This is a genomic window from Candidatus Poriferisocius sp. (assembly GCF_965208355.1).
Classification (GTDB): Bacteria; Actinomycetota; Acidimicrobiia; order Acidimicrobiales; family Bin134; genus Poriferisocius.
In genome coordinates this window covers 669,264-694,250 of record NZ_CBDBOM010000003.1, presented here as the reverse complement: position 1 = coordinate 694,250, position 24,987 = coordinate 669,264, and the positions used below count along the sequence as shown (strand labels likewise).

At 65.6% G+C, this 24,987-nt stretch carries 20 protein-coding genes; 7 read left to right on the top strand and 13 right to left on the bottom strand.

The window, feature by feature from the left end; all coding sequences use genetic code 11:
* Positions 1 to 18: 18 nt before the first annotated feature.
* Positions 19 to 2,460, bottom strand: coding sequence for a GcvT family protein (locus ACOGXH_RS04455; protein WP_419927915.1), 2,442 nt, complete (start codon positions 2,458 to 2,460; stop codon positions 19 to 21).
* Between the two features lie 87 nt (positions 2,461 to 2,547).
* Positions 2,548 to 3,486 carry a cyclase family protein gene (locus tag ACOGXH_RS04450; protein ID WP_419927914.1) on the bottom strand — a complete coding sequence of 313 codons (939 nt, stop codon included), beginning with the start codon at positions 3,484 to 3,486 and terminating at the stop codon, positions 2,548 to 2,550.
* A gap of 19 nt (positions 3,487 to 3,505) precedes the next feature.
* Here ACOGXH_RS04450 and ACOGXH_RS04445 point away from each other — a divergent pair, with 19 nt between their 5' ends.
* The gene (locus tag ACOGXH_RS04445) at positions 3,506 to 4,687 is read left to right on the top strand and encodes a cytochrome P450 (protein WP_419927913.1); all 1,182 of its coding nucleotides are present in this window, start codon (positions 3,506 to 3,508) and stop codon (positions 4,685 to 4,687) included.
* Here ACOGXH_RS04445 and ACOGXH_RS04440 read toward each other — a convergent pair.
* On the bottom strand, positions 4,684 to 5,883 hold the full coding sequence (locus ACOGXH_RS04440) for a cytochrome P450 (RefSeq protein ID WP_419927912.1): 1,200 nt from the start codon (positions 5,881 to 5,883) through the stop codon (positions 4,684 to 4,686). The two genes, ACOGXH_RS04445 and ACOGXH_RS04440, sit on opposite strands and share 4 nt — an antisense overlap.
* The gene (locus ACOGXH_RS04435) at positions 5,880 to 6,797 is read right to left on the bottom strand and encodes an SDR family NAD(P)-dependent oxidoreductase (protein ID WP_419927911.1); all 918 of its coding nucleotides are present in this window, start codon (positions 6,795 to 6,797) and stop codon (positions 5,880 to 5,882) included. Before ACOGXH_RS04435 ends, ACOGXH_RS04440 begins: the two co-directional genes overlap by 4 nt.
* A 70-nt stretch (positions 6,798 to 6,867) precedes the next feature.
* Between ACOGXH_RS04435 and ACOGXH_RS04430 the strand changes: the two genes are divergently transcribed.
* Positions 6,868 to 7,611 carry a metallophosphoesterase family protein gene (locus ACOGXH_RS04430; protein ID WP_419927910.1) on the top strand — a complete coding sequence of 248 codons (744 nt, stop codon included), beginning with the start codon at positions 6,868 to 6,870 and terminating at the stop codon, positions 7,609 to 7,611.
* On the opposite strand, the gene ACOGXH_RS04425 is transcribed toward ACOGXH_RS04430, so the two are convergent.
* Positions 7,608 to 8,471: an SMP-30/gluconolactonase/LRE family protein gene (locus ACOGXH_RS04425; protein WP_419927909.1), complete on the bottom strand. Its 864-nt coding sequence runs from the start codon at positions 8,469 to 8,471 to the stop codon at positions 7,608 to 7,610. The two genes, ACOGXH_RS04430 and ACOGXH_RS04425, sit on opposite strands and share 4 nt — an antisense overlap.
* A gap of 50 nt (positions 8,472 to 8,521) precedes the next feature.
* Here ACOGXH_RS04425 and ACOGXH_RS04420 point away from each other — a divergent pair, with 50 nt between their 5' ends.
* Positions 8,522 to 9,448 (top strand): TauD/TfdA dioxygenase family protein, encoded by a 927-nt coding sequence (locus tag ACOGXH_RS04420; RefSeq protein ID WP_419927908.1) that lies wholly within the window; start codon positions 8,522 to 8,524, stop codon positions 9,446 to 9,448.
* Here ACOGXH_RS04420 and ACOGXH_RS04415 read toward each other — a convergent pair.
* Positions 9,433 to 10,284, bottom strand: a complete 852-nt coding sequence (locus ACOGXH_RS04415) for an enoyl-CoA hydratase/isomerase family protein (RefSeq protein WP_419927907.1) — start codon at positions 10,282 to 10,284, stop codon at positions 9,433 to 9,435. The two genes, ACOGXH_RS04420 and ACOGXH_RS04415, sit on opposite strands and share 16 nt — an antisense overlap.
* 81 nt (positions 10,285 to 10,365) lie before the next feature.
* Between ACOGXH_RS04415 and ACOGXH_RS04410 the strand changes: the two genes are divergently transcribed.
* Both ACOGXH_RS04410 and ACOGXH_RS04405 read left to right on the top strand, forming a co-directional pair.
* Positions 10,366 to 11,625, top strand: coding sequence for an APC family permease (locus ACOGXH_RS04410; RefSeq protein ID WP_419927906.1), 1,260 nt, complete (start codon positions 10,366 to 10,368; stop codon positions 11,623 to 11,625).
* A gap of 117 nt (positions 11,626 to 11,742) precedes the next feature.
* On the top strand, positions 11,743 to 13,389 hold the full coding sequence (locus ACOGXH_RS04405; protein ID WP_419927905.1) for a trypsin-like peptidase domain-containing protein: 1,647 nt from the start codon (positions 11,743 to 11,745) through the stop codon (positions 13,387 to 13,389).
* Positions 13,390 to 13,408: 19 nt separating this feature from the next.
* Here ACOGXH_RS04405 and ACOGXH_RS04400 read toward each other — a convergent pair whose 3' ends face one another.
* The 3 genes from ACOGXH_RS04400 to ACOGXH_RS04390 are packed head-to-tail and all read right to left on the bottom strand — an operon-like array spanning position 13,409 to position 17,623.
* The gene (locus tag ACOGXH_RS04400) at positions 13,409 to 14,509 is read right to left on the bottom strand and encodes an NAD-dependent epimerase/dehydratase family protein (protein WP_419927904.1); all 1,101 of its coding nucleotides are present in this window, start codon (positions 14,507 to 14,509) and stop codon (positions 13,409 to 13,411) included.
* 28 nt (positions 14,510 to 14,537) lie between these two features.
* A complete protein-coding gene (locus tag ACOGXH_RS04395) occupies positions 14,538 to 16,838 on the bottom strand; it encodes a CoA transferase (protein ID WP_419927903.1) in 2,301 nt (766 codons plus the stop codon).
* A complete protein-coding gene (locus ACOGXH_RS04390) occupies positions 16,835 to 17,623 on the bottom strand; it encodes an enoyl-CoA hydratase/isomerase family protein (RefSeq protein ID WP_419927902.1) in 789 nt (262 codons plus the stop codon). The genes ACOGXH_RS04395 and ACOGXH_RS04390 overlap by 4 nt, the downstream gene beginning before the upstream one ends.
* A 72-nt stretch (positions 17,624 to 17,695) precedes the next feature.
* Here ACOGXH_RS04390 and ACOGXH_RS04385 point away from each other — a divergent pair, with 72 nt between their 5' ends.
* On the top strand, positions 17,696 to 18,568 hold the full coding sequence (locus ACOGXH_RS04385) for an LLM class F420-dependent oxidoreductase (RefSeq protein ID WP_419927901.1): 873 nt from the start codon (positions 17,696 to 17,698) through the stop codon (positions 18,566 to 18,568).
* 60 nt (positions 18,569 to 18,628) lie between these two features.
* Entirely contained in the window at positions 18,629 to 19,564 is a 936-nt protein-coding gene (locus tag ACOGXH_RS04380) for an SDR family oxidoreductase (protein ID WP_419927900.1), read from the top strand.
* Here ACOGXH_RS04380 and ACOGXH_RS04375 read toward each other — a convergent pair.
* Genes ACOGXH_RS04375 through ACOGXH_RS04360 form a run of 4 tightly spaced genes read right to left on the bottom strand, consistent with a single transcriptional unit; the run spans position 19,561 to position 24,967 of the window.
* Positions 19,561 to 20,616 carry a DUF1214 domain-containing protein gene (locus ACOGXH_RS04375; protein ID WP_419927899.1) on the bottom strand — a complete coding sequence of 352 codons (1,056 nt, stop codon included), beginning with the start codon at positions 20,614 to 20,616 and terminating at the stop codon, positions 19,561 to 19,563. The two genes, ACOGXH_RS04380 and ACOGXH_RS04375, sit on opposite strands and share 4 nt — an antisense overlap.
* 31 nt (positions 20,617 to 20,647) lie before the next feature.
* Entirely contained in the window at positions 20,648 to 21,790 is a 1,143-nt protein-coding gene (locus tag ACOGXH_RS04370; RefSeq protein ID WP_419927898.1) for a sulfotransferase family protein, read from the bottom strand.
* Between the two features lie 31 nt (positions 21,791 to 21,821).
* Positions 21,822 to 22,694 carry an LLM class F420-dependent oxidoreductase gene (locus ACOGXH_RS04365; RefSeq protein WP_419927897.1) on the bottom strand — a complete coding sequence of 291 codons (873 nt, stop codon included), beginning with the start codon at positions 22,692 to 22,694 and terminating at the stop codon, positions 21,822 to 21,824.
* 23 nt (positions 22,695 to 22,717) lie between these two features.
* Positions 22,718 to 24,967 (bottom strand): xanthine dehydrogenase family protein molybdopterin-binding subunit, encoded by a 2,250-nt coding sequence (locus ACOGXH_RS04360; RefSeq protein ID WP_419927896.1) that lies wholly within the window; start codon positions 24,965 to 24,967, stop codon positions 22,718 to 22,720.
* Between the last annotated feature and the right edge of the window lie 20 nt (positions 24,968 to 24,987).

The window sequence follows — 24,987 nt, the reverse complement described above, 5'->3', positions numbered from 1 at the left end:
CGCTGGCCGCTCCTTGCCTTAGAGTCGAACCCGCTCTTTGCGGGGATCGTAGAACGAACGTATGGATGCGGAGGCGGCGATGGGCACCCCGGCCACCTCGATCTCGAAGCGCCCGGCTTCCACCCAGTCCTTGGTGACGCCGTCGGCGCACTCCACATAACCCAGGGCCAGCGCCCGCTTCTCGGTGTAGCTCCACATCCCGCTGCTGGTGCGGCCCACCAACTGACCGTCGCAGTAGATGGGCTCATCGTGGTACAAGAGCCAATCAGGGTCCTCCAGCCGGAACTTGATGAGCCGCTTGGTGCGGGGTCCCTCCCGCTGAGCGGCCAGCGCGTCGCGGCCCCGGAACCCGCCGGCCTTGTCCCAGGCCACTGCGAAACCCAGTCCGGCTTCTAGCGGGGTGTCCTCATCGGTGATGTCGTGGCCCCAGTGGCAATATGCCGCCTCCATGCGCAGCGTGTTCATGGCGTGATAGCCGGCATGGCGCAATCCCAAGGGCGATCCCGCCTCCACCACCGCATCGTGCAGAGCCACTGCGTGTTCGCTGGGCACATAGAGCTCCCAGCCCAGCTCGCCCACATAGGTCATGCGCAGCGCCAAAGCCTCGGCCCCGGCTACGCAGAGATCCTGGGCGGTGCCGAATGGGAAGCCGTCGTTGCCGAGGTCGGCGTCGCAAAGCTGGTTCAGCACCGACCGGGAGTTGGGTCCCATCACGCCCAGCACGGCGTAGTGGTCGGTGACGTCTTCGATGACCACGCCTTTGCCCCGTGCGGCCCGCCGCAGCCATGCCCAGTCGCGGGTGGCGGTGCCGGCCGAGGTGACCACCCAATAGGAGTTCTCGCCCCGGCGGGTCACGGTGAGGTCGGCCTCGATGCCGCCGCAGTCGTTCAGCCACTGGGTGTAAACCGCCCGGCCCACCGGGACGTCCACCTCGTTGGCGCACACCCAGTTGAGCAGGGCCATGGCGTCAGGGCCCTCCACGGTGAACTTGGCGAACGAGGTCTGGTCGAACAGGCCGACCGCGTTGCGGACCGCATCGCATTCGACCTCGCTGGCCTCGAACCAGTTCTGCGGCCCCCAGCTGTAGCGGTATTCCCGCTCTTGGCCGGGAGCGGCGTACCAGTTGGGCCGCTCCCACCCCCCGACCTCGCCGAACACCGCACCGGCGGCGTCGATGCGCTCGTGCAGCGGGGAGCGGCGGATGTTGCGGGCCGTCTCGTACTGGCGGAACGGCCAGTGCATGGCATAGAGCAGACCCAGGCTCTCGGGGATGCGGGCGTCGAGATAGGCAGGCTCGCACTGGAATCCGAATGAGCGGCGGATGTCCACCATCGACAAGTCCATGGGCGGGTGGTCGTCGACGATCCAGTCGGCCAGCACCCAGCCCACCCCGCCAGCCGACTGAATGCCCACCGAGTTGAACCCGGCGGCCACGAAGCAGCGGTCCACCTCGGGTGATTCGCCCAAGTAGTACACCCCGTCGGGAGTGAAGGCCTCGGGACCGTTGAAGAACAGCTGCAAGCCCGCCTCCCCGAGTACGGGCATGCGATGGATGGCCCGCTCGAATATCGGGCCGACGTGTTCCCAGTCCTCGGGCAAGGTCTTGAACTGGAGGTCTCGGGGAATGCCGTCTAGGTTCCAGACCTTGCCTCGGGGCTCGAAGAAGCCGGCCATCAGCTTGCCGGTCTCCTCTTTGAAGTAGGTGTAGTTGGACGGGTCGCGCACCGTGGGCATGTTGGGATACGCCCCCTCGACGGGTTCGGTGACGATGTAAAAGTGCTCGCAGGCCTGCACCGGCACGCTCACTCCGGCGGTTGCGGCCAACTGGCGGGTCCAGATGCCGGCGGCCAGCACCACGGTCTCGGCTTCAATCCGACCGGCTTCGGTGTCCACTCCCACCGCCCGGCCGTCTTCCACTACTACCCCGGTCACCGCCGTGCCCTGAACGATGCGGGCGCCCCGGGCCCGAGCCCCCTTGGCCAAGGCCATGGTGGTGTCCACTGGGGAGGTCACCCCGTCTCGGGGAATGAACAGCGCCCCCACCAGGTCGTCGATGTTGAGCAGCGGGCACAGCTCAAGGGCCTCGTCAAGCTCGATCGGCCGGATGTCCACCCCCACTGTCCGAGCCATGGACATGCCCCGCAGAAGCTCCTCCCACCGCTCCTCATCGGCGGCCACCGAAATGGAACCCGGCGCTCGATAGCCGGTGGCCTGGCCGGTTTCGGCCTCGAGCTCTTCGAATAGCTGGGCCGAATAGGTGGCCAGGCGGGTCAGGCTGTGGCTGGACTTGAGCTGGCTTACCAGCCCCGCGGCGTGCCAAGTGGTGCCGCTGGTGAGCTGTCCCTGTTCGATGAGCAGCACATCGGTAAGCCCGCGTCGGGTGAGGTGGTACGCGATAGAACAGCCGACGATCCCGCCGCCGACAATGACTACCTGAGCCCGGTCGCCAAGCTCAGCCATCCCACCCCATTAGGCCGCTCCAGTGATGCAGGGTTATTTGTTGCCGTTTTTTGCACCCCCAGAACCACACCTCCAGAGGCACCCGCTTTACAGAATTGCCAGCGGATTCACCGGCGAGCCGGTGCCGTAGCGTAACACCAGCGGGGCGCAAACGTATTGGAATTCCCAGCGGCCCAATTCGGCGCATTTTTCGGCCACCGCCTCGAAGTCGGCGTTGTCGATGATGGGCATTCCCATGTACGGCAACAGGATGTGGTGGACGTGCAGGGCGATGCGGATGGGCAAAGGATTGGGGATGCCCTGGTCGTCTTGGGGGGCGTCTTGGAAGTCCCAAGTCAAACAGGACGCGTCGGTTTCATAGAGGAACTCGATAGCCGAGGCGTGGACTCCGGCGTTGGAGCCCATTCCCTGGGAAGTTCCTGTCTTCTCGAAGAACACGTCCATTCCGCTGCGGATACACACCGCGTCGCCGGGCCGGGGTTCGATGCCCTGGGCGGCGGCCACATCGGCCAGCTCCCAGCCGTGGACCGGCTCGCCCGGTGCCACATAGTCGGCGCCCCGAAACCGAGGGACGTCGTAAAGCACCCCTCGGGTGACTATGCCGTCGCGCCAGTAGTCGATGGTGCCGCTGTGCTCCGCTGGCATCGGGGGTTTGGCGAACTCCTTGCCGTTCCAGAACTTGCCGCCGCCATCAACCGGCAGATGGCACAGGGCGTCGATGTGGGTCTGCACGAACCCGTGGATGAACATCCCGAAGTAGTCGGCCATGGCCCCCGAGTCCCCGGCCCCCACAAAGTGGTGGGCCGGATAGGGGTTGGCCGGTCCGGCGTGGGTGTTGATGGGTCGGCTCATCGACACCGCCTCCCCGGTCTGCACCAGGGCGGCCGCGGCCCGACGAGCCTCAGGCGTGATGTGGTTGAGGGTGCCCAGCTCGTCGTCGTCCCCCCAACGACCCCAGTTGCAGAACCGCTCCCGGTAGGCGGCGTACTCCTCCGCAGTCGGCGGCGTGCGATCACTCAGTCCCATAAGGCAGTCTCTATCACGAATGAACGACTACGACCCGTTCTCGTTGGAGGTGGCCACCGATCCGCTTCCCATCTATCGGGAGCTTCGGGCGGCGGGCGGGGTACACCGGCTGGAGCAGTATCACGGGTGGGCGCTGCCCCGGTTTGCCGAGGTGTGGGAGGTGAGCTGCGACCGGGACTCATTCTCGATCGTGGAGGGGCCGGTGTTCATGAAGGACTTGGTACGCCAGCCGGCGCCGGCGGAGTTGGGGCCGCTGCCGGAGGGGTCGTTTCTGAGTTTCGCCCAAATGGACCCGCCAGCCCACACCCAGATCCGCAAGATCCTCTACCCACCGCTGCGCCAGCGGCCAGTAGCTGAGATCGAGGCCGAGCTGCGCCGGGTGGCGGCCGAGTGTGTGGATGCTGGGCTAGGGAGAGGACGACTGGACGTGGTCACCGAGCTGGCCTCGCCAGTTTCGGTGGCCGGAACCTCGCTGGTGCTGGGCTTTCCCCCTGCCGACGGGGAGGTCTTGGTGGAGTACGCCAACCAGACCATGCGCTACGACGACCGCGCTCCAGCAGCCCGGGCCAAGATCCACGAGTATCTGTGCGGTTTTGTGGCCGAGCAGCGGGCCGGAGACTGCCCGGAGTTCATCGAAGCACTGCTGGGAGTGGATTTGGCCGGCCAGCCCTTCGACGACCAAGAAGTCGCCATCCAATTGTCCACATTGTTCACCGGCGGAGTGGAGACCACCCCCAAGGTAATGGGCGGCGGCTTCATCCACTTGGCCGCCAAGGATGACCAGCGGGCCGTGTTGGCCCAAGACCCGTCGCTCAGCGGGGGCGCCTTCGAGGAGATGCTGCGTCTGGAGGTTCCCATCCAGCACTTGGGCCGTACAGTGTGCCGCCCCACTGTGATCGGCGGCCAGGAGATGGCCCCCGGCGACCGGGTATTTCTGCTTTATCAGTCGGCCAACCGGGACGAGCGGGAGTTCGGGCCTGATTCTGAGACCTTCGACCTCCAACGCCGTCCGACCCGCCAGCTCGGCTTCGGCCACGGCCTGCACTACTGCATAGGCGCCCACCTGGCCCGTTTGGAGGGCCGGGTGATCATCGAGCAGGCCCTAGCCCGCATCCCCGACTTCGATGTGCCCGCCGACGAGGTGGTCCGCCTGCCGGGATCATTCCAGCAGGGCTACGCCTCGGTGCCGATCGTTTTCTAGCTGAGGGCCACCGGAAGGCGGCTCAGACCCCGCAGGGTGATCCGGGGCTTCCAGGGAGGGTCGTCTTCGGTCGGGGTCCAGGTTTCGAAGCGGTCGAGCAGTCCGGCCAGCACCACTTGACCTTCGAGGCGGGCGAGCGAAGCCCCCAGGCAGTAGTGGATGCCCGAGCCGAACGACAGCAGCGGCGTCTCCTGTCGGCCGATGTCGAACCGGTCGGGATCGTCGATCACGTCGGGATCACGGTTGGCCGCCCCCAAGAGCATCAGCACCATGCTTCCCTTGGCGATGGCGTGTTCGCCGATCTCCACGTCTTCGAAGGTGTAGCGGGCGTCCACCTGCACGGGGGGCTGAAAGCGCAGCACCTCGTCCACCGCGCCGGACACCAGCGACCGGTCGGCCCGCAGCCGGGCCAGCTCATCGGGATGCCTAATGAGCGTGTCAACCATGTTGCCGATCAGGTTGGTGGTGGTCTCGAAGCCCGCGGCATAGATCAGCGACAGCGTGAGCCCGATCTCTCTCTGAGTGAGCCGGTCTTCGCCGTCGCTGGCCGCAATCAGCGCTGATAGCAGGTCATCGCAGGGCTCCGCTCGCCGCCGGTCGATCAGATCGTCGAAGTACGCCTTTACCTTGTCTCCCGAGGCCTCGGCTCGTTCCTGCTCTTCGGGGCTTTGATTCGGCTCGAGGGAGCCGGCCAGATCGGACACCAGCGGCCGCAGCCAATCGCGGTCGGACCGGGGAACCCCCACCAGTTCGCTGATGACGTTGGCCGGCAGGGGAAAGGCCAGTTGATCCATCAGGTCTCCCCCACCGGAAGCGGCCAGCGAATCGAGCAGCTCGGCGGTCATCTCCTCCACCGCCGTCCGCAGACCCTCGACCCGTCGGGGGGTGAAGGCCCGGCTGACCAGCGAGCGCAGGCGAGTGTGGTCTGGCGGGTTCAAGAACAAGAAGGTCCGCTCTTCGTTGGGAGTTCGCACTCTCTCGGCGGTGAGCGTCGGAACCTCGTCGCCGGGCTCGGCGTTGCCCATCCGGGGATCCCGCAGTGCCATTCGACAGTCCTCGTACCGGGTGAGCACCCAATAGTCGGCGAAGCTCAGCTTGTGCACCGGAGCCGTCTCCCGAAGTTCCCGCAGCAGCGGATAGGGATCGGCGTACACCTCCGGATCGGTGACGATCCGAAGCAGCAGCTCGTCGCTCATGGGCGGGGGCTGTGGACTCGGCCAAAGGTGTAGGCGTCGGGCCAGCCCCGCTCGGCGAGATTGGCCTCTTGGCGGGCGATGGCGGTGGGAATGTCGGCCGGTTGCCAGCCATCCACCAGCGACTCGCCCATCAGGTCGCGCACCGGCCGGTCAAGCTCCACCAAGAGTTGGAGGCTGAAGGCGATGCGGCCGGTGAGCACATCGGGGTCGCCGGCGAGCAGGGCCAGGGCGGCCTCGGCCATGGTCTCCAGCGGCTCGTACATGTCCTCGTCGATCCATCCGGCCTCAACCAGCGCCGGGGTGGCTATAGCGGCCTGGGGAGTGAGGGCGTTCACCGACACTCCCTGGCCCTCACATTCGCTGGCCGCCGACACGGTCAGCTTGTTGAGCGCGGCCTTGGGCGCTCCGTAAACGAAGCCGGCTTTGGAGGGCTTGCTAGTTGGGAACGGAGGTCCGGGAGGCAGTTCGGCGGAAAAAGTGGTGAGGTTCAAGATCGACCCGCTGCCCCGCTCGCGCATGCCGCCGATGACGGCCTTCATCAGCTCCCAGGGCGCCCATAGGTTCACTTGCAGGCTCAGCTCAAGCTGCTTCGGGCTGACCTCCTCGAACGGGCGGTAGCCATTCATCGCGGCGTTGTTCACCAACAGGTCGATGGGACCGAACGCCTCCACTGTCTTGGGCACCAACTCGGTGCGCGCGCCGTTGGGATCGCTGAGGTCGGACGGAAGCACGAGGCACTCCCCGCCGAATGCCTCGATGCGCCCTTTGGTAGCGGCCAAACCCTGCTCGTCACGGGCGGTGATGGCCACACGGGCCCCCTCAGCGGCCAAGCGCAGCGCGATCGCGGTGCCCGTGCCTCCCTTGCTGGCCCCGGTGACCAGCGCAACCTTGCCCTCACAAGCGCGTTCTGCCATAGCCTTGCCTTCCGGTAAGAAATTATGTGCGAGCCTACGCCGACGAGATGAGCTGAGGACTACTAACAACGTGACCGATAACCATCTCCAACAACGCCGAGCCCTCTCCCTGCTGCACACGTCGGACTGCCACCTGGGCACCTCACCAGCCCGACGGCAAGAAGCCGCCTTTGCCGCCGCCATGGATCTGGCCATCTCCGAGGAAGTGGACGCAGTCATCATCTCCGGAGACCTGTTCGACCACAACCGGGTGAGCGACGACGTGCTGAGCTGGGCCGCCGAGCAGCTGGCTCGACTGTCGTGCCCGGCGGTGATGATCGCGGGGAACCATGACGCCCATCCAGAGACATCAGTGCTCCACCGTTTCAGCCCCCACATCCAAGACTTCCCGATCACCATCCTCGATTCCCTGGAGGGAACCACCACTCACCTCCCCGAGCTGGATCTCACCGTCTGGGGCAAGTCGATGGACGACCACCATCCCGGATTCCACCCCCTCGACGGACTCCCCGACCGCCCGGAAGAGGGCTGGTGCGTGGCCATGGGCCACGGCCTGGTAATGGACGACGAGACGCCGTCGTACCGATCATCCCCCATCTACCCCAGTCATCTCGATGCCCTCGACTGGGACTACGTCGCCCTCGGCCACATCCACCGCCACATGGTGATCCGGGAATCACCCTCTGTGGTCGCCTACTCCGGTGCCACCGCGGAATCGCTAGAGGGCGACCCCGCCGTGCTGCTCGTCACTCTTGATCCCGACTCCGGCGTCTCGTTGACTCTGCGCGAGTTGACGCCCAGTCCCGTCGCTTAGGGCTTGCCGACGCCGGGGACGGTGACATCGGTTGCGTAGATGGACCCGGTTTTGGCCGCGGTCACCACCTCTTTCTTCCAGTCGTCAGCGGCGCAGATGAGCAGCGTGCGGCGGTCGTCGCCGCCCAACACGCAGGCCACCGGGACTTTGGGGGCCATGTCATAGGAGTCGGTTACCTCTCCCCCAGGCAATACCCGGAACACTCGCAGACCCAGGGGATCGGCCACCCACACCGCGCCCTCGGCATCCAGGCAGATGCCGTCGGGCGGGGCTACCGGCAGCTTGTCGGACTCGGGCACCAACTCGGCGTAGACCCGGCGGTTGGACAGTGTGCCATCGGCGGCCACATCGAAAGCGGTGAGCCGGGAGGCGGCGCTCTCAGCCACGATCAGCGTCTCCTCATCGAGGGTCAAGATGTGGCCGTTAGGGGCCTCCATCTCGGGCGCGCCCACGCTCACCGATCCATCGGGAGTCACCCGGAAGGTCTGGCCGGTGAACCGATCACCCCCAGCGTGAATCCTCTGGCCCATGTCGCCGATGTAGGCGGTGCCGTCGGAGCGCACGATCATGTCGTTGATGTCGCCGACGGCCAGCGGCGACAAGTCGGCGTGCTCCACCATGGAGCCGTCGGGCTCTTGGCGTAGCAGCTTCTGGGTGGACATGGCCACCACCAGCAGCCGACCATCGGGCAGCCAGCCCAGCCCCGAGGGGTCATCCCAGTCGACCACCGCCACCGTCTCGTCGTTGCCCTCCATGTCGGTGCGGACCACCCGGTGGGCGTGCATGTCGGAGAACCACAGCGCGCCGTCGCGCCACCGGGGGCCCTCGGAGAAGTTGAGCCCGTCCAAAATCGTGCGCATCTGGTGCCTCCTCATCGCCTTGCTTGGGGACGAGATGGCACAATAGCCCTATGAGCATGACCCTCACCCCCGGCATCGACGCGAAAGAGTCTTACGAGACCATCCAGGTGTCCCGTATCGGCGGGTCGCTGGGCGCGGTCATCTCGGGCGTGGACCCCCGCGACGACCTCAGCGACCAGCAATTTGGCGAAATCCACGAGGCACTGCTCCGCCACGAGGTGATTATCTTCCGCAACGTGCCTATGAGCGCTGAGGCCCAGTTGGAGTTGGCCTCCCGCTGGGGCCAGCCCAGCATCTACCCGCTTCAAGCTCTGATGGGGGTCACCGAGCCCAATACCTCAGTCATCCGCGACGACGCCGACAGCCTGCCGACTACCGACAACTGGCACACCGACGTGACCTGGATCGAGGTGCCCCCCAAGGTCGCCCTGCTCCAAGCTCTGGTGGCGCCTCCCTACGGCGGAGACACCATGTGGTGCAGCATCACGTCGGCCTACGACGCTTTGTCGGAACCGATGCGAAACATGATCGACGGGCTGGAACTCCACCACTCCAACTACCCCCAGTACTGCACCAACATGGCGGAGAAATCAGGAAGCTGGGACCTGGTGCCCTTGCTGCGGGAGGCCTACCCCGGCGTGAACCATCCGCTGGTGCGCACCCACCCCGAAACTGGGCGGCGGGCGCTGTATGTGGCCACCAACTTCCAGCAGTACGTGGTGGGGCTGTCCGAGAATGAGAGCACGGCTCTGCTCGACTTCCTGCTGCGCCACATAAACCAGCCCCGTTTCCACTGCCGGTGGTCGTGGACCGAGGGTGACTTGGCCATCTGGGACGAGCGATCGACCAACCATCGGGGCGTGTCCGACCACTACCCCGAGGTCCGGGAAGTGCGCCGCTGCACGGTGGACGGCGACCGCCCCTACTTCGACCCGTCGATACCCTACGTGCCCAAGAGCGCCTACCAGCCCCAGTAATCACCGCCGAAGCGCTCATCGCGCTCGGCCAGCGCCCCCTTCATGCCCTTCTCCCGGGACGTCTCGTGGAAGTCGAACTCGTCGGGACTTCGGCGGGTGCCCATCACGAACAGCGGGTGGACGCCGTAGTGGGGGGTGAACGATTGGCCGATGCCCAAAATGTCGTAGGCCAGGTGGGCCACCGTGCGGCCGGTGGCGATGCCATCGCGGGGCAGGCTGGACAGCGCACCGGTGAGCTGGGCCACTGCCTCATCGAGCTCTTCTGCGGGCACCACTCGGTTGACTAGGCCCAGCCGATCGGCCTCGGCGGCGTCGAACTTGCGCCCGGTCACCACCAGCTCATTGGCCCGCTTCAACCCGATCTGAGAGGCCAGCATGGGATACAGCCACGAGGTGCCCGCCGAGCCGAACCTCTCCTCGGGCAGTCCGAACGTCGCATCGTCGGTCACCACCGCGAAATCGCACACCAGCACCAAGTAGAGCCCGGCACCGATGCAAGGCCCGTGGACTCGGGCCACGATGGGCTTGGCCGAATACAGCAGGTCGCGCATCACCCACGCCCGGCGGCGCAGACCAGCAACGGCGAACCGCCCGCCCTTAGTTTCGGCCCCGCCGTAGAAGTCGTCGGGGCTGGACAGGTCGAACCCCGCGGTGAACCCTCGACCCGCCCCGGCCAACACGATGCACTTCACGTCGTCGTCGGCCTCGGCCTGGCGAACGAAGGCCACAATCTGGTCGAACATCTCGTCGGTCAGGGCGTTGAATACCTCAGGCCGGTTCAGGGTTATCGAAGCCACCGCACCGTCGGTCTCATAGGTCACTAGGTCTTCAGCCATGATCCCTATCCTGCCGGACGACGGGCACTATCGCCGCAGGGAAGGAGGAACAAGTCCATTGCCCCCCTTATCCTTCTAACCGTGAGCAACCCCCCCACCCGGTTGGCCCGGCGGCTGGGCACCGGGGATGCGATCGTCATGGGGCTGGGGTCCATGATTGGGGCCAGTGTGTTTGTCGCCATCGGGCCGGCCGCGGCCGCAGCCGGTTCGGGGCTGATGATCGGGCTGGCGGCAGCTGGCGTGGTGGCCTTCTGCAACGCCACCTCTTCAGCTCAACTGGCCGCCCTCTATCCCGCCTCGGGGGGCACTTACGTGTACGGACGCAGGCGGCTGGGAAGCCTTGCCGGGTTCAGCGCCGGATGGGGATTCGTGGTCGGCAAGGCGGCCACCCTTTCGGTCTCCGCGTTGGCATTCGGCGCCTACGCCTTTCCCGAATACCCCCGTATCGCCGGCATCACCGCAGTCGTTGTGGTGACTGCCATCAACCTCCGGGGAATCACCCGCACCGCGGCAGCCACCAGGATCACCGTGACCCTGGTGTTGGTCGCCCTCGGGCTGGTGGTGGCCGCCGCAGCGGGTGGAGGCACCACTAATGCCGACAACTTGGCCGACTGGGGCGCAGGCGGTGCGGGCGGGATACTGGAGTCTGGCGGGCTGTTGTTCTTCGCCTTCGCCGGATACGCCCGTATCGCCACCCTGGGCGAGGAGATCAAGGATCCGGCTCGCACCATTCCCCGGGCCATTCCCGCCGCGCTGGGCTTTACGCTGGTCGTTTATGCCGCAGTGTCCGCCACCGCCCTGTGGGCGGTCGGCCCCGAAGTGCTGGCTGCCGCAGCCGCTCCCTTGGCCGCGGCCACCGACGCCGGGTCTTGGAACGGCCTCACGCCGGTGGTCCGGGTCGGGGCAGCCATAGCCTCGGCCGGGGCTCTGATGGCGCTGATCGCCGGCGTGGGGCGCACTACGTTCGCCATGGCCTCGGTAGGCGATTTGCCCCGAGTGCTGGACAGGGTCCATGCGACCCACAAGGTGCCCCACTATGCCGAGATTACGGTGGCCGCGGTGGTGATCGTGCTCGTTTCGCTGACCGACTTGCGCAGCGTGCTTGGCTTCAGTTCGTTCTGCGTGCTGTTCTACTACGCCGTGACCAACGCCTCGGCGTGGACTCTGTCGGATGGCCAGCGCCGCTGGCCGCGGGGACTGAGCGGACTCGGCTTCATCGGCTGTGTAATATTAGCCATTACCCTACCCGGGGCCTCCGTGATCAGTGGTCTCGCCGTCCTTGCCGCTGGAGTCCTTTTCTGGCGCATCCGCCAAGCTCTAAATCCGGCATCCTCTCAATAGCGGGAAACGAAAAGAGAAAACTTGAAATCGACACGTTCGCAGTCAGCTGCAGGTGCAATCCCTACTCCACGGCGCCTCGCTACCAGAGTCGCTGTTGTTCTTGCCATCTTTGCGGCGGTGCTGTCGGTTGCCGACGCAGCCGGGGCGCAGTCAGTCAGCCAAGCAGAGATCTCCCGGCGCGACCAACTGATCGCCGAGCAGGAGGCGCTGCTCAACGTCTACCGCTGCCGATTTGATATCGATACCCAACTTGTGCCCGGGGGCTGCATCAACGGGGCGCCCGCAGAGCCGGCCAAAGAGGCCAAGCCCTTCACCGGAACGCCGACCGCCAATGCCCTTGCCCAACGCGACTGGCTCGTAGCTTCTCAAGAGAACCTGCTCAACGCCTACCGGTGCCGATTCAACATCGATACCGCAATCGTCCCGGGCGGCTGCGGCGACGAGCAGCCCGGGCCCACGCCCAGCCAGCCTCCTCGACCGACCCCGCCACCAGTAGGCGAGGAATTGTCACCAGCTGAGGTGTACGCCCTGGTTTCACCATCCATCGCGCTGGTCGAGACCTCGTCCAAGCTCGGCAGCGGCATCCTGATCGAAGGCGGATACATCGTCACCAACAACCATGTGGTGTGGCCCTACGACGAAGCCTGGCTGGTATTCCCGGACGGCACAGAGATTCGTGACGTGCCGGTTATTGGACGAGATTTTATGGCCGACTTGGCCGTGCTGGGGCCGGTCGACGTGCCCTACCAGCCGCTGACATTCTCCGATCGGGACGACCTCCCCCTGGGCACCGACCTCTTCTTGGTGGGCTATCCGTCTGAGCCTGAGCTGTTCCCGCAGCCCACCATCACCCAGGGCATCTTGTCCCGACTTCGGGAATGGGCCACCTACGACCTCACCCTGCTCCAGTCTGATGCCGCCATCGCCGGCGGGCAGAGTGGCGGGGCACTGGTCAACTCACGAGGAGTTGTGGTTGGCATCTCCACGTGGAGGTTCAGCGAGGCTGGCTTCGCCCTGGCCACCTCAGCCGCCGACGATGCACTGATCGTTCAGAGGCTGATTGCCAGCTATGAGCCCCCCGAGGAGAAGACCGAGCGCAGGGGACCGAGAACTGTCGGGGAATTCGAACACAGAGTCACCGGAACTTCGGAAATCGACACCCCTGCATTCACCTTCAATGCCGCCGCGGGCACAAAGGTGACCATTCAAGTCACTGGCAAAAGCGACGGATACATAGTCGTTTCCGACTCGACGCGTACAATTGCCTCTCAAGACTCAACCAAGGTTGGTGCCGAGCAAACCACATTTGAAGTTCGTCGGAGCGGCACGCACTTCGTGAGTATCGGAAGCAGCTCAGATGGTGAATTCGAATTCGAGTTGACCAGCTCCATCAGGCTGCGTCCTTACACCGACGAATTCGACGGCACAACGCTGCTGGAAGAAGGCAACGTGGAGACCTTCTACGGACACTTCGACTACTTGTTTGACACCGATTGGTTCAAGGTCAGCCTCGAAGAAGACGAAACGATTGAAATCAACACCGATTCCATCCTCGCTGACACCACGATCACAGTAAGAAACCGAGAGACCGGCGAATCGGTCAAGAGCGAGAACATAAATCCGCGCACTGGTCTGGGCTTTGCCATAAACGCGCAGCTTCGGTTCACCGCACCAGAGGCAGGTGACTACGCCATTTACGTCCAAGAGAGGTCGGGAGCCCGCGGCCGCGGCTACGCCGTGACCGTCGAGCGGGTCCTGGAATAGCGACTCTCTTTTCCAGCAATCAGGCCCCGCCCTGCACATGGGCGGCGATTTGGTCCTCGAAGGTGAAGTCCAGATCGAGGCTCTGGTCGAGACCCTCGGCCACCATCCAGCGGTGAACGTGGTCGACCATGGCAGCCAGGGTGTACTCCGGCTCCCAGCCGATGTCGGCCCGCAGCCGGTCGACCGAGAACACCACGCTGCGGTTCCAGCGGTGCAGGTTGGGAGCCAGCCGTTGCACGAGTTGAGCCAGCTTGAATCTCCGTCGGGTGTTGTCGGCGTCGGCTCGGGCAGTGTCGGAACTGCGGATGTCTATGTTCACCGGGGAGGCCTTGCCTTCCTCGAACACCAGGGCACCGTCCCACAGGTCGTCCATCACCGGAGCGGGGATGAACACCTTGTCGGCTTCCACCCCCAGAACCTCGGCAAAGGTGTCCACATAGCCCACATCTGACTGGTAGGTCCCGCCGGTGAGGTTGTAGCGCTTTCCGAAGGTCTGGGGCTGAAGCATCATCATCCGCAGCGCCCGGGCCTGGTCGTCCACATGGCCCACCTGACCCAGTGTCGTGCCGTCACCAGGGATCAGCACCGGGCGTCCATGTAGCAGCCGCAAGATCATCCGCTGCTCCCGGTCGGCCAGGATGTTGCGGGGGCCGAACACCATCGAGAACGGCACGATGGTGGCCGGAAACCTCCGGCTGCGCCAGGCGTCGACCAGGATGTCCTCGCACAGCAGCTTGTGCAGCCCGTACTCGTTCTGATTGGGGCTTCGGTCATCGGCGTGGTCCTCGGTAATCGGCAAGATGTCGGTGGGGGCATAGATGACGGTGGAGGAGGCGAAGATGTAGTGGCTGACGCGTCCTTCAAACACCTCGATCATCAACTCCACGTCGGCCGGGTGATAGGCGCTCATGTCCTGGACGGCGTCGAAAGTCTCGTCCTTGAGCACCGACCGCACCTGGTCGTGATCAGTGCGGTCGGCCACCAGCCTACGGACCGACCGAGGGAAGTCCACCGCTGTGCGGCCCCGGTTCAGCACAGTCACCTCGTGGCCATGCTTCGCCAACTCCATGACCAGCGAGTAGCCGTTGAACTGGCTCCCGCCCATGACCAAGACCTTCATACCTGCTCCTTTGCCTGACGGGCCGACTTCAGCGGCAGATGCCCGCTTCGGCCAGGGCTTCTACTTCTTCGGACGGGATGCCCAGAACTTCTCCCAGCACTTCGACGGTATCGGCGCCGAGTAGTGGCGATGGGCCAGCGGTGCGGGTCTTGGTAAACCCGAAGCGGATCGGATTGCCCACATGGGTTTCCTTGCCCACCACCGGGTGCTCCAGCACATCGAGGGCGCCCCTTGTGGCCAAGTGCTCATCGCCCAGGTGGTCGTAGGGGCCCATCACCGGCATGGCTGACACCCCGGCGGCCTGCAATCGCTCAGCTCGGTCGGCGGCCAGTCCTCCGGTCATCCAGGCGGCAACTGCGGCATCCACCGCCTCGACGTCGGCCAGCCGATCGGCGTTGGTGGGCCAACGGTTCTCCACGCCGATGACGCCACAGCACCGCTGCCACGACTCATCGTCGTGACAAGCCAGCGCCACCCAATCGTCGTCGCCCCCGGCTCGGTACACGTCATGGGGAGCGACGATCTCGGAGCGGTTGCCTTTGGCCTGGGGATCGGCACCAGCAGCGGCCGCGCCCATATACACGTCACCGATCAGATAGGCCGCCGCCTCGGTCTGGGCCATGTCGATGAGCTGGCCCTGGCCAGTGCGCTGCTTGTGGTCGAGGGCGGCCAGCACCGCCACCGCCAGCAGCTTGCCCGCGATGTGGTCGGGATGATTCAGCGTTGTGCCGCAGGGAAATGGCACATCCGCGTGGTTCCACAGCCAGTGGGCCCCGGCGAAGCTGGCATTGAGCGGCCCGTAGGCCGGCATCTTGCCCATCGGCCCGCCCCGCCCGTAGCCCTGCGAGCACACGTACACCAGATCGGGTCGTCGAGCCGACATGTCGTCCCAGCCCAGACCGAGCTTGTCCAGCGATCCGCCCCGCAGGTTCTCGGCCACCACATCGGCGGCCATGAACAGATCCAGAGCCAGCTCTCGGCCCCGCTCGGTGGTCAGATCAAGGGCCACCGACCGCCGTCCCCGGCTCTCGGCGTTGAATGGGAAGGCCTTGTTGAGGTCGCCGCGACCGGCGAAGCGCAGCGAGTCGGGATGGGCCACCGATTCGATCTTGATGACGTCGGCCCCCAAGTCCGACAGCATCCAGGTGGCCTCGGGCACCACCGCAGCCATACCAAACTCCACCACCCGCACTCCGGACAGCAATTGGCCGTCGCCGTTGGAGCGCTTCGAAGGCCCGGCTGACCAGGGGTTACCGACAGCGCGGGGGCCGAACTGCGCCGCTTCGTCCCCGGCTGCGGGAGCCCGCTTTCTCACTCCGGCCGGGGTGCCCGAGAGCTGCCAGGGGGCGTCGGGCATGGGCAGGCCCTCGGAGCCCTCCACGTCGTGGCGGAAGAATCCCCGACCCACCACTTGGGGATGATTGGCGAATTCGCTAGGCGACTGGATCACTCCGATGGTGGTGCCCGCGGCAAGGCCATGTTCGAATAACTCTGATCGATCCCGCTGCGACGTGATTGCATCGGCCACCACGTGAATCACATCTCGGTTGCGGCCCCGGAACACTCCGTCGGCCCACTCCGGACCGGTCAGGGCGTCGGGGTTGCCCAGCACCTCCACGAACCCGTTCCACTGATATGGCGTGCCGATCACGGTGCGCACCCAGCCATCTCGGGCCGGGAAGATCCAGTAGTTGCCGTCAGCGTTGCGACGACCCTCGTGGGGCAGCTCGGGAAAGTGCTCCACGTAGTCGGGAATAAGCACCGACCAGGGGTTGAGCCCCGACAACGAAGCCTCCTGCACGCTCACCTCCACCACTTGGCCCTGGCCGTGGCGGCGGCGATCCATGACCGCGGCCAGCCCGCCGATGGCACCGAACACTGAGGCGCAGTCGTGGGCCAGATGACCGGGATGCCAGCAAGGTGATTTCTCCCGAAATCCTGACAGGAAGTGCCCGCCGGACGAGGCAAACGCCGGCAGCGGCTCCAGCTTCCAGTCTGAGCGGGGGCCGGTGAGGCCCATATCGGTGAGTGCGACCACCACCAGGGCGGGATGGCGCTTGGCGACCTGGTCGAGGTCCAACCCGGTGTTGTCGATAAGCAGATCGGCGTCGGACGTCAGCGACTCCAACTCGACAGCCTCGCCCCCCGCCTTGTTGGCGTTGCGATGGGCGTGGGACAAGTCGTCGGGATCGGGAACTGGCGGTATTCGGATCACCTCGGCGCCCAGATCGCCCAGGATTCGACCACATAACGCACCCCGCATATCCGTGTGGTCCACCACCCTTAGCCCGGCCAGTGCACCGGGATCCATGGGCCCCGGAGAAGTCATCGGATGCGGGGCTCGATTCGGGTTTGCTCCTTAATCCCCCGGGCCTTCTCGGTGATCTCCTCCTCGGCCCCGGCCAGGCTCAGGAAGGCCACCCCGCTGTTCATGGCGTTGGCCAGCGTTGTGTACTGGGCGGTCCAAATCCCCCGCATGGTGGCCTCAATGGCCAAGCGCTCAGGGGCCGATGCGATGGCCTCTGCGGCCCAGCGAGCCGCGTTCATCAATTCCTCCTGGGGCACGACCTCCTGCACCAGTCCGATCTGGAACGCCCGTTGGGCCGACATGCGCTCATGGCGACCCAGCAGCGACATCCGCATGACCTCGCCCAGCGGCATCCGCTGGAGCATAAACATGGGTTCGTTCACTGCGGGCATGCCGTGACTCACGTGGGGATCGAAGAAGGTGGCGTTCTCGGAGGCGATGATGAACTCCACCTCGCCCAGCAGGTAGAACGCGCCTCCGGCGGCCATGCCGTTGACCGCAGCAATGACCGGACGCCAGTAGTCATTGGACTTGGGCCCGAGGGTGGAGATCGGGTCGTCGACCATGAAGGGCGAGGCGGGCTGCTTCCACGAGCCGCTGATGTCCACCCCGGTGGTGAAAGCCCGCTCTCCGGTGCCGGTGAGGATCACGCACCTCACGTCGTCGTTGTAGCGGAGTTGGGCCCACACCGCCCGGAGCTCGTCGCAGGACGCGTTGTCCATGGCGTTGAGCCGATCGGGCCGGTTCAGCGTGACCAACGCCACCCCGTCAGACTCCTCGTACAGCAAGTTCTCGTACTCAGGCACGGCCCGAAGCGTAGCCTGGACATGAGCTGAGGCTTATGGGTTCCAAAGTGGGAATCATTAGCCTTCCTGCCCATGGACATCGGAAGAATCGGTTTGTGGCAGGGCGTTTTGGACCAGCAGCCCTCAAGTCAGGTGCGAGAAGTCGTCGCCGAACTAGAGGAGATGGGCTGGCCCACTATGTGGATCCCTGAGGCAGTGGGCCGCGATCCCTTCGTATCGGCATCGGTCATGCTGGGGGCCACCAGCACGCTGAAGATCGCCACCGGCATCGTGCAGGTCCACGCCCGCCATCCCATGACCACTGCGGCCGCCCAAAAGACGGTGGCTGAGGCGTTCGACAATCGGTTCCTGCTGGGCATCGGTGTGAGCCACGGCCCGTTCATCGAGGGCATCCGCAAGCTGGACTACTCCAAGCCCTACTCCTACATGGTGGATTACCTCGATGCCATGGAGGGAGCCATGTACATGGCCGCCGGTCCTGACGAGGACCCGCCAGTGGTGCTGGCCGCACTCGGCCCCAAGATGCTGGCTCTGGCCGCGGAGCGTACCGCCGGCGCCCACCCCTACTTCGTGCCTCCCGAGCACACCGTCATCGCCCGGGAGATCATGGGGCCAGACGCCCTTCTGGCCCCCGAGCAGAAGGTGTGCCTGGAGACCGATGCCGAGGCAGCCCGGGCGCTGGCCCGGGAGAACATGGCCATGTACCTGGGCCTGCCCAACTACGTGAACAACCTTTATCGGCTGGGCTTCACCGAGGAGGACGTGGCCAGTCAGTCCGACCGGCTGGTGGACGCCATCGTGGCTTGGGGCGACTTGGACAACATCCGAGCCCGTATCCAGGCCCACCACGACGCCGGTGCCGACCACGTCGCCGTGCAGGTGCTCACTCCTCGCGGAGAGCTGCCCTTGGCCCAATGGCGAACCCTGGCTGACGCCCTTCTATAGTTCGTCGGCGAAGCCCCTGAGAATGGAAAAGGGGCTCGACAGCACGAGGGATTCGACATCATGAGCAAGTTTTGTGAAGGACGGGTCGCGGTCATCACCGGCGCGGGACGCGGCATCGGGCGGGAGTACGCTCTGATGCTGGCCGAGCACGGCGCCAAGATCGTGGTGAACGACCTAGGGGCCGACCCCGACGGCCGGGGCGGCGATGCCGGACCGGCGGGCGAGGTGGTCGAGGAGATCCGGGCCATGGGTGGTGAGGCGGTGGTAAACGGCGCCGATGTCAGCGATTTCGACGCCGCCCGGGACATGATCCACCAGGCCATTGACACCTTCGGCACTTTGGACATCCTCATCAACAACGCCGGCATCCTGCGAGATCGCATGGTGTTCTCCATGAGCGAATCCGACTGGGACGCGGTGGTTCAAGTCCACCTCAAGGGCACCTTCGCACCGGTGCATCACGCGGCCGCCTGGTGGCGGGAGCAGACCAAGGCCGGGCGCAGTTTTCAGGCCCGGATCATCAACACTGCGTCACCGTCAGGCATCTTCGGCAACGTGGGCCAGACCAACTACGGCGCAGCCAAGGCCGGCATCGCGGCCTTCACGGTTATTTCCGCCATGGAACTGGTCCGCTACGGGGTCACGGTGAATTGCATCGCCCCCAGTGCCCTGACCCGGCTTACCGCTCCGCTGATGGGCGGCGCCGACATATCCGAAGAGGTTCAGGAGACGATGTCCCCTACCTGGATCGCTCCCATCGTCACCTGGCTGTGCAGCCCTGAGGCGGACAACGTGACCGGCCGGGTGTGGGTAGTGGGCAACGGCCGACTGGGCATTGCCGAAGGCTGGGCCCTAGGCCCCAACGTGCCTCTTGAGTCCCAAGACCCCACCGGACTCAAGCCGGTTGTAGCCGATCTGATGGCCAAGGCCCAGCTCAACGCCGACATGAGCGGCGAGCCCGCCGGAGGCCCCGGCCGACCCAGCAACGAGATTTAGATTTCCTCCACCCGGCAGCGAACCTCAGGCTTGATATCGGCTCCTACCCAGCGCAGGGCGAGGCCGCCTCGGGTGTGTCCCGCGGTGTCCAGCCAGTTGGGGTGGCCGGGATCGCGTCGGGCCACCACCACCCGCACCGTGCCGTCGTCTTCGACCGCCGCGGTGTGGTGATTCAGGTTGGTCGGGTAGTACTCGAAGTCCAGTGACTCCAGCCAGTGGTTGCCCAGTTGGATGTTCCAATACTCACACTCGGGAGGCTCGAACTCGATGATCCAAGCCACGTCAGGGCCCAGGTCGTAGTAGCCGTAGTTGTACGACGTGTCGGGGTCGCCTTGGGCAAAGGCCAGCAGCTCGGGATCGATGGGCCGGATCTCGTGGGGGTGGGCGGCGAAGCTGGCTGTCCAGTTCAGAAACTGACCCACGACGGCGCTCACGGTGAAGCCGGCCCGGCCCAGCGCATCGGACAATCGCCCGGGATCCACTGGCTGGGGCGGGCCACCGGCATCGGTGCGTTCCAAGGCCAACTCGGCCGGAACCTGATTGGGCCGATCCAGCAGGGTCTGGCGGATGGTGAGGGCGTTGGTGCCCTCCTTCATGGCCAGCCACGGACCGGTCTGAGGTTCGGTGCTGATCGCTACCTCGAAGCAGCCATCGGCATCCAGCGCAAGGTCTTCGGTGGTCATATAGCTGTCGCGGATCAGCCCCTCGGGGGTGCCCAAGCCGCCGCTAAACGCCCCCATGCGGATGGAATGGGCATCGTTGATGCGGCCTCGCAGCCGGTATTCGAATCGGGGCGACAACCGAGCTCCCCCGTAGGCGTAGTCGGGATTGTCGAGGCCGATCTTCACGCCCGATTGATTGAGGATGGCCCGAGCTGGATCGGCCTCCTCAATGTTGGCCTTCAGAAAGTTGCTGGCCAGTCGGGTGACGTAGCGCAGACCCTCAGCCCGGTCGAAGTCATCGTCGGGTGACGCGTCCAGCACTTGACGGCCCGCGTCCCGCAGAAGGTCGCAGAACTCCTCCCAGCTCTTGGCCAGATCGACTTCGCTCATTCCACTTCCTTGCCGTTACTTGCCCAGTCGCTCATTCCACTGCCACCCCGCAGGCCTCGATGTATTTGGCATAGCGCTCGTGGATGGCCTCGGCCCGCAGCCCGTACTGCTCGGGACTGTAGTCGTGAACCCCGTGTTCGCCCTTGGGGTGATCGGCGGCCCACTGGGCCACGGCCTGCTCAGCGGCGGCATCTAGCTGGTAGCCGAATCGGTCGCAGATGGCAGCCACGCTGCCCAATGGGTCACGCTGGAAGTCGGCGAAGTGCAGGTCGTAGAACCGGTCCTCGCGGCCGGCTCTTGCGGCTAGCAAGCGCTCAATTCCCCGAGCCCACAGTTCAGTCTGCTCGGCGCCGTGGACGATGTTGTCGGGATGCTCCTCGAACCCCTGGCGGCTGACCGCGGTGAGGCTGCACACCGACGCCACCGCTTTCAGTGGATCCCGGTGGGTCATCACCACGTTGGCATCGGGATAGGTGGCGAACAGCGCCTCGGGGGCGAACAGGTGGCTGGGGTCTTTCAATATCCAGCGGGTGTCGGGCTCGTCGACGCCGATGAGCCCGATGCTGCGGCGATGCTGGGCATAGGCCGGGCCCATGTCGCAGTTGGCCCACCAGGTGGAATAGGTGGGTATCCGGAAAAGGCACTCAAATGTCACGCTGGCGAATGACTGGCGGAAAATGTTCCAGCACTCGTCCACTGTGTCGGCCAATTGGAGATGGATGGCGGACTGATCCGGGTTCATCTCGGCCATGGCATCCATCTTGGCCTTGCAGCTGACGTAGTCGTCGATCTGCTCCCATTGGTCACGGGGCGGGCGGGGCTGGGGCATCTCGGCCAGCCAGAGCTCCAACCCCTGGAAGTGAGGGCTGGCCGCCATCAGCTGGTGCAAAGCTGTGGTGCCAGTGCGGGGCAGGCCGATGATGACCAGCGGTTGCTCGATCGCGACATCGGCGGCCTCGGGCCGGGCCTTCAAGCCGGCTGCCGCCTTAAGGCGCCCCATGAGGGCCCCAGTGATGATCTCGCCGACGGCAAAACGGCCGATGTCGGTCATGCCAGCTTCGGCTTCTAGCGACTCCTCCAGCACGGTCAAGCCCTCGAGATAGTCGTCGCGGCCGAAGTCGTCTAGTCCGGATCGCTCGACCGCGGCGCCATGCCATTGCTCGATGCTGCTCATTGGGCCCCCTTCAGGCACCTCTCGATGCTGCTCACTGAGCCGCGGCCTGAAGCTGCGCCCCAAAGGCAGCCATGGTCTCGGCTGTGTCGGCGAAGAACAAGAAAGACGGCACGATCAGCCGGTGGGCCCCCAACTCGGCCACCTCCTGTACCAGCCCGGCGGGGTCGTCCATCGGGGTGTTGGGCAAGCCCACGGTGATCTCGATGCTCGCGGGATCTCGGCCGGCCGCCGCCGCCTCCTGGTGCATCACGTCGATGAGGTCGGCGATGGACACCCCCTCCCTTGGCCCGGGCCAAAAGCCGTCGCCCAGTCGTCCGGCCCGGCGGGCGGCGGCCTTGGAGTGGCCTCCGATCACGATAGGCACCCGGCCGTTGGCGGGCTTGGGGTTCACGCTGACCCCCGAGAACGAGGCGTGATCGCTTTCGAACGACGCGCTGTCGGCGTCCCACAAGGCCCGCATGGCCCCGATGTAGTCATCGGTGCGCTGGCCCCGTCGCTCCCAAGGGATGCCAAGGGCCTCGAACTCCTCTTTCAGCCAGCCCACACCCACCCCAATGGTGACCCGGCCGCCCGACATGGAGTCGAGCGTGCCCAGCGACTTGGCCAACACCACCGGGTTGCGCTGGGGCAGGATCAAGATGCCGGTGCCCAACCGCAGCGTGGTGGTGGCCGTGGCCACCCACGTCAGCCAGATCAGCGGGTCGGGCAGTGGGGTGTCGGGGGTCATCGGCATCCGGCCGGTCGGGTCGTAGGGATACTCCGAGGCGTAGCTGTCCGGGTACACCACGTGCTCCACCGTCCAGATTGAGTCGAACCCGGCCGCCTCTGCGGCTTGACCGAATTCCACCGCCCCCTGCGCGGTGGTCCAGTGAAGAATGTTTGCGAAACCAATCCCGAACTTCATGGCACGCCAGCGTAGGTGAAGCGCTAGCTAGCTGAAGAAGCTATGGCGGTCCAGACCTTTTCGGGGGAGGCGGGCATGTCGAGATGGCGGATGCCAAGGTGCGACAGGGCGTCGATCACCGCGTTCTGCACTGCGGGGGTGGAGCCCACGGTGCCCGACTCGCCGATACCCTTGGCCCCTAATGGATTCAGCGGGGTGGGGGTGATGGACTCGTGGACTTCGAAGCTGGGCAGCTCGGTGGTTGAGATCACGCCGTAGTCGGCGAAGTTCGAGGTGAGCAGGTTGCCGTCGGGGTCGTAGTGGACCTCTTCCATGAGGGCTTGGGCCGCGCCGGCGGCCAGCCCGCCGTGGATCTGGCCGTGGGCCAACAGCGGATTGAGAAGGAAACCGGCGTCGTCCACTGCCACCAGCCGCTCCAGCGTCACCTCTCCGGTGTCGGCATCTACCTCCACCACCGCCACATGGGTTCCGAATGGGAAGGTGGCACCGTGCTGTTCGAAGTCGTTCTCCACAAATAGGGTCTCCGAGTCCGCCGCAGCCACGTCGGCCCAACTGGTCGACCGGGCCGGGGTGCCGACCACGTGGAACTGGCCGGTCTCTGAATCGAGCACTACATCCGCGGGGGCGGCCTCCAACAGATCGGCAGCCCGCGGGCGGGCCGCTTCGATCAGCTTCTCGGAGGCGTTGAGCAAGGCCGAGCCGGCGATCTGGGCGGTGCGAGAGCCACCGCTGATGTCGCTGGTGGGGATCTCATCGGTGTCGCCGTGGATCATCTCGATTTGGTCCATGTCGATGCCCAGGGTGTCGGCCACCACCATCGACAAGGTGGTCACATGGCCTTGGCCGAAGGGAGTGGCCCCAGTGCGAGCCAGCACCGTGCCGTCGGGCCGCAGTTCCAGGCTTCCCGTCTCCGTGCAAACCGGCCCCATGGGTGAGGTGACCTCCACATAGGTGGCCATCCCGATGCCCAACAGCCGATGATCGCCCTGCTCTCGGCGAGCGGTTTGCTCGGCTCGCAGCCCGTGGTAGTCGGCTGCTTCCAGCGCAGCCTCCAGCGAGGCCCGGTAATCCCCGGAGTCATAGGCCGCGCCAGTGGGAGTGGTGAGGGGAAAGGCGTCGGGGGCCAGGTAATTGCGGCGGCGCAATTCAGCCGGGTCCATGTCGATCTCGGCTGCGAAAAGATCCACTGCCCGCTCGATAGCCGCGGTGGCCTCCGGGCGACCGGCCCCTCGGAAGGCGTTTACCGGGGAGGTGTTGGTGGCTACGGCGGTGGCCGACCAGGCCGCGTTGGCAATGTCGTAGTTGCCGCAGGCCATGAGCCCGGTGAAGGTGGGCAGAAGCGCCCCCACACCGGGATAGGCCCCCGCGTCAGCCAGCATGTCCAGGCGGTAGTGGGTGAAGCGGCCATCGGCAGTGCCGCCCAAGGTGACGGTCTGGAACTGAGCCCGGCTATGGCCCAGCGACTGGAGGCTCTCGGTGCGGGTCTCGGCCCAGCGCATCGGGCGGCCCACTCGGCGGGCCAGCCATCCAAGTAGGCATTCTTCGGCGCCGGGGCTGGCCTTGGTGCCGAATCCGCCACCCACATCGGGGATGATCACCCGCACCTGAGACGGGTCTAAACCGAGCGCGCCGACAATGGCCCCTTGAGAGGTGTGGGCCCCCTGGGTGCTCGACCAGCAGGTCAGGCGCCCGTCTTCACCCCAAGCAGCAGCAGCCACTCGGCCCTCAATGGGACTGGCGTAGATCTTGGAGTTGACAACGCGATGAGAGATCACCACCTCGCACTCGCTGAAATCCACCTCTGCGGTGGGGGGCAGGGCAATGGCCACATTGGACTCAGCATCGTCGAACAACTTGGGGCCGTCGGCCGCCGTCTCAGCATCGACCACCGCGGGCAGCGGGTCGTAGTCGGCCCACACCGCCTCAGCGGCGTCGGTGGCCTGCTCGACGGTCTCGGCCACCACCGCGGCCACCGCTTCTCCGACGAAGCGCACCTTGCCGGTGGCCAACAGCGGGCGGGACATGGCGGCGTCGCCTGCCATTGGAGGGCGGGGGGCTAAGTCCAAGTCGTCGCCGACCACCACATCGATCACGCCGGGCATGGCCCGGGCATCATCGGTCTCCACCGACATCAGCCGGGCGTGGGCGATGGGCGATCGCACGAACACCACATGGGCCGCCCCTTCGAGTGGGATGTCGGCCACATAGGTTCCCCCGTCGGTCAGCATCCGGGGGTCTTCAACCCGCCTTACCTCATTGCCCAAAATGCTCATGGGCGAGAAGCGTAGGCCAG

Excerpts from the sequence above, each read along its gene's own strand:
- ACOGXH_RS04440 (WP_419927912.1), bottom strand. The coding sequence starts at position 5,883 with ATGAGCGACGAGCTGCTGCTTCGGATCGTCACCGATCCGGAGGTGTAC.
- ACOGXH_RS04455 (WP_419927915.1), bottom strand. The coding sequence starts at position 2,460 with ATGGCTGAGCTTGGCGACCGGGCTCAGGTAGTCATTGTCGGCGGCGGG.
- ACOGXH_RS04415 (WP_419927907.1), bottom strand. The coding sequence starts at position 10,284 with ATGGCTGAAGACCTAGTGACCTATGAGACCGACGGTGCGGTGGCTTCG.
- ACOGXH_RS04380 (WP_419927900.1), top strand. The coding sequence starts at position 18,629 with ATGAGCAAGTTTTGTGAAGGACGGGTCGCGGTCATCACCGGCGCGGGA.
- ACOGXH_RS04400 (WP_419927904.1), bottom strand. The coding sequence starts at position 14,509 with ATGAAGGTCTTGGTCATGGGCGGGAGCCAGTTCAACGGCTACTCGCTG.
- ACOGXH_RS04435 (WP_419927911.1), bottom strand. The coding sequence starts at position 6,797 with ATGGCAGAACGCGCTTGTGAGGGCAAGGTTGCGCTGGTCACCGGGGCC.
- ACOGXH_RS04365 (WP_419927897.1), bottom strand. The coding sequence starts at position 22,694 with ATGAAGTTCGGGATTGGTTTCGCAAACATTCTTCACTGGACCACCGCG.
- ACOGXH_RS04445 (WP_419927913.1), top strand. The coding sequence starts at position 3,506 with ATGAACGACTACGACCCGTTCTCGTTGGAGGTGGCCACCGATCCGCTT.
- ACOGXH_RS04450 (WP_419927914.1), bottom strand. The coding sequence starts at position 3,486 with ATGGGACTGAGTGATCGCACGCCGCCGACTGCGGAGGAGTACGCCGCC.
- ACOGXH_RS04395 (WP_419927903.1), bottom strand. The coding sequence starts at position 16,838 with ATGACTTCTCCGGGGCCCATGGATCCCGGTGCACTGGCCGGGCTAAGG.
- ACOGXH_RS04425 (WP_419927909.1), bottom strand. The coding sequence starts at position 8,471 with ATGCGCACGATTTTGGACGGGCTCAACTTCTCCGAGGGCCCCCGGTGG.
- ACOGXH_RS04370 (WP_419927898.1), bottom strand. The coding sequence starts at position 21,790 with ATGAGCAGCATCGAGCAATGGCATGGCGCCGCGGTCGAGCGATCCGGA.
- ACOGXH_RS04375 (WP_419927899.1), bottom strand. The coding sequence starts at position 20,616 with ATGAGCGAAGTCGATCTGGCCAAGAGCTGGGAGGAGTTCTGCGACCTT.
- ACOGXH_RS04420 (WP_419927908.1), top strand. The coding sequence starts at position 8,522 with ATGAGCATGACCCTCACCCCCGGCATCGACGCGAAAGAGTCTTACGAG.
- ACOGXH_RS04385 (WP_419927901.1), top strand. The coding sequence starts at position 17,696 with ATGGACATCGGAAGAATCGGTTTGTGGCAGGGCGTTTTGGACCAGCAG.
- ACOGXH_RS04360 (WP_419927896.1), bottom strand. The coding sequence starts at position 24,967 with ATGAGCATTTTGGGCAATGAGGTAAGGCGGGTTGAAGACCCCCGGATG.